Source organism: Azonexus sp. (genome assembly GCF_036170495.1).
GTDB lineage: Bacteria > Pseudomonadota > Gammaproteobacteria > Burkholderiales > Rhodocyclaceae > Azonexus.
Map to the genome: position 1 here is coordinate 1 of NZ_JAVHPH010000285.1, position 2,935 is coordinate 2,935.

The 2,935-nt window shown below is 65.3% G+C and carries 4 protein-coding genes; all 4 read right to left on the minus strand.

Translation table 11 applies throughout. The features are described from left to right. A partial coding sequence (locus ADADOO_RS10205) for a biotin-independent malonate decarboxylase subunit gamma (protein WP_511277257.1) occupies nucleotides 1-353 on the minus strand: 353 nt, incomplete at its 3' end. After that, nucleotides 350-1,252, minus strand: a complete 903-nt coding sequence (locus tag ADADOO_RS10210; protein ID WP_511277258.1) for a biotin-independent malonate decarboxylase subunit beta — start codon at nucleotides 1,250-1,252, stop codon at nucleotides 350-352. The genes ADADOO_RS10210 and ADADOO_RS10205, both read right to left, overlap by 4 nt. Then, nucleotides 1,249-1,563: a malonate decarboxylase acyl carrier protein gene (gene mdcC, locus ADADOO_RS10215; RefSeq protein ID WP_511277260.1), complete on the minus strand. Its 315-nt coding sequence runs from the start codon at nucleotides 1,561-1,563 to the stop codon at nucleotides 1,249-1,251. Before mdcC ends, ADADOO_RS10210 begins: the two co-directional genes overlap by 4 nt. 5 nt (nucleotides 1,564-1,568) lie before the next feature. Further along, nucleotides 1,569-2,935, minus strand: a 1,367-nt coding sequence (gene mdcA, locus ADADOO_RS10220) for a malonate decarboxylase subunit alpha (protein ID WP_511277261.1), incomplete at its 5' end; no start/stop codon positions are given.

Sequence of the window (2,935 nt, forward strand, 5' to 3'; positions counted from 1 at the left end):
TTGGCCGTGACCAGACTGAGCGAGGCATGGCCCTGGCGACGGGCCAGATCGACACACTGCGCGAGGTGGGCCAGCGAGCCGTTCAGGCAGAGCAGCTCCTGGCTGCGCGACAAGGCTTGACCGCTGGTGTCGACCAAATAGACCAGCGGCCGGCCGGGGTGCTGCTCGATAGTGTCGAGAATGAAGGCGGACAAAGCCAGCGCCATGGCGTGGTCGATGGCCGCCGCGTCGGTGGTGCCGAGCACGGCGACCGTGCCTTGCGCGGTCGTCGCTTCGCCGGCCATCACCTTGTTTTCCACGGCGACCGCGTGGCCGGCCGGGAACAGGCTATCGAGAATGTCGTTGAGGCTCATGTCGGCAATCCTTCCTTCAAAGCGACCAGCGCGTCGCGGTCGAGCAGCGGCACGCTTTCCGGCTCGGCTATACCGAGCGCGGCCCAGACTTGCAGGCCGTCGCGATAGCTGGCGTAGGCAGCGAGACGATTTTCCAGCGCCTGCTGGCCGGCCCGCAGATGGGCGAGGCTCGGGGCGGGTTCGCTCCAATCGGCGAGGAATTCCGCGGCGCCGCGGCGGAAAGCAGCGATGTCGTCTTCCACCAGCATGGCGCAATCGCCCATCAGGTAGCGATGCTTGCCACCGGTGACGCGCCAGACCAGCGCCCGGTCCTTCGAATCGAATTCCTCGACGCCGGCCACGGTTTCGATGACCTCCGGGCCGGACAGCGCGAGTCGGCCTTCTTCGGAAATGATGATGGCCGAACACAGCTTGGCGACGATGCCCATGCCGCCAAAGGCACCGCAACTGCCGCCGACCAGCGCCAGCACGGGCACGCCGGCCGCACGCGCATCGAGCACGGCGCGCATGATTTCCGAAATGGCGATCAGGCCGGCATTGGCTTCGTGCAGACGGACACCGCCGGAATCGATGAGGAAGAGCACGGCCGCCGGCTTTTCCTGCGCGGCACGGCGAAGCATCCCGACAATCTTGGCGCCGTGGATTTCACCGACGGCGCCGCCCATGAACTGGCCTTCCTGGGCGATTGCAAAAATCGGCTTTTTTTCCAGTTGACCGTAGCAAACGACCACGCCGTCATCAAATGCACCAGGCAGGTCGAGCAACGCGAGATGCGGGCTAGGGTTGGATTCGGCCGGCGGCAGGATTTCACTGAAACTGCCGGGGTCAAGCAGGCCGGCCAGGCGAGCCCGGGCGGTCGCCTCGAACCAGCTATGGCGTGATGCAAGCGACGGGATCATAGTCCGCCTCCCTGATATTCGGCCAGCGCCTGCGCCAGGCGCAAGGTGACGACAGCCGGCGTCGCACCCATGTCGTTGATAGCGATGACGGTGCCGCCGGCCGGATGACTCGTGGCGAAGCTGTCGAGCACGGCACGCCAGGTTTCACCGAAGCCGCGGGCCGAAGTCTTGATGCGGACCCGGCAAGCCTCCGGCTCAATACCGGGCTTGACGAGAATTTCCAGATTGCCCGAGCCAACCACGCCGCACAGGGCGGGATCGGCAACGCGGGAAGCTGGCTTGGAGTCGAAACGAAAATCGAGCGTTTCCATGGCGGTCACCAATTGCGGAAGCGTGAAGGGGGCGCGTAGAGGCCGCCCGACCAGCGCACCAGATCCTTGACGGAGCGGGCGGCGAGCAGGTCGCGTGTGGCCAGTCGCGGGTCGATGCCGAGGTCTTCGGCGCGGCGGATGATGCCGCGGTCGCGCAGGTTCTCGACCATCGCCTTGTCGCGCGCCATGCCGACCGGCGTGAAACCGGCGACGCCGCGGATCGCCTGCTCGCGTTCCTCGGGCGTGCGGCAGAGCAAGAGGTTGGCGATGCCTTCCTCGGTGACGATGTGGCTGACGTCGTCACCGTAGATCATGATCGGCGGCAGTTCGGCACCCATCGACTTCTGGAGTTTCCAGGCGTCAAGTTCCTCAACAAAAACCGGCGCCATGTGCTCGCGGAAAGTCTCGACCATCTGCACCACCAGCTTGCGACCGCGGATGGCGTTCGGCCCGTAGGCCTCGCGCCCGGCTTTCAACCAGGCCGGGCTGGCATGACGCCGGCCGTGCGGATCGGAACCCATGTTCGGGGCGCCGCCGAAGCCGGTGATGCGGCCCAGCGTCGCCGTCGAACTGTTGCCGGCCAGGTCCATCTGCAGCGTCGAGCCGATGAACATGTCGCAGGCGTAGAGGCCGGCCGTCTGGGAAAATGCCCGGTTCGAACGCATGCTGCCGTCGGCGCCAGTGAAGAAGACGTCTGAACGGGCCGAAATGTAGGCGTCCATGCCGACTTCCGAACCGAAGCAATGCACCGATTCGACGAAACCGGATTCAATCGCCGGGATCAGCGTCGGGTGCGGATTCAAGGCCCAGTGCGTGCAGATTTTGCCCTTCAGGCCGAGATCGGCGGCGTAGGTCGGCAGCAGCAGCTCGATGGCTGCGGTGTCGAAACCGATGCCGTGGTTCAGGCGAGTCACGCCGTATTCGGCGTAGATGCCCTTGATCGCCATCATCGCCATCAGCACCTGGACTTCGGTGATCTGCGCCGGGTCGCGGGTAAAGAGCGGCTCGATGTAGTTGGGCTTCGGGGCCTGCACCGTGAAATCGACCCAGTCGGCCGGCACGTCGACACGCGGCAGCTTGTCGAGACGCTCATTAACCTGGGCGATGACGATGCCGCCCTTGAAGGCGGTCGCCTCGACGATGGCCGGCGTGTCTTCGGTATTCGGCCCGAGATAGAGATTGCCTTCGGCATCGGCGGCCTGCGCCGCGATCAGCGCCACATTCGGCGTCAGGTCCAGAAAGTAGCGGCCGAACAGTTCGAGATAGGTATGGATGGCCCCGATCTCGATACGCTGCTCCTGGACCAGCTTGGCCAGGCGGGCGCCCTGCGGGCCGCTGAAAGAAAAGTCGAGGCGGTTTGCCAGGCCGCGCT

What these genes read in the sequence shown, in the direction of transcription:
- ADADOO_RS10210 (WP_511277258.1), bottom strand. Translation starts at nt 1,252, where the DNA reads ATGATCCCGTCGCTTGCATCACGCCATAGCTGGTTCGAGGCGACCGCC.
- mdcC (WP_511277260.1), bottom strand. Translation starts at nt 1,563, where the DNA reads ATGGAAACGCTCGATTTTCGTTTCGACTCCAAGCCAGCTTCCCGCGTT.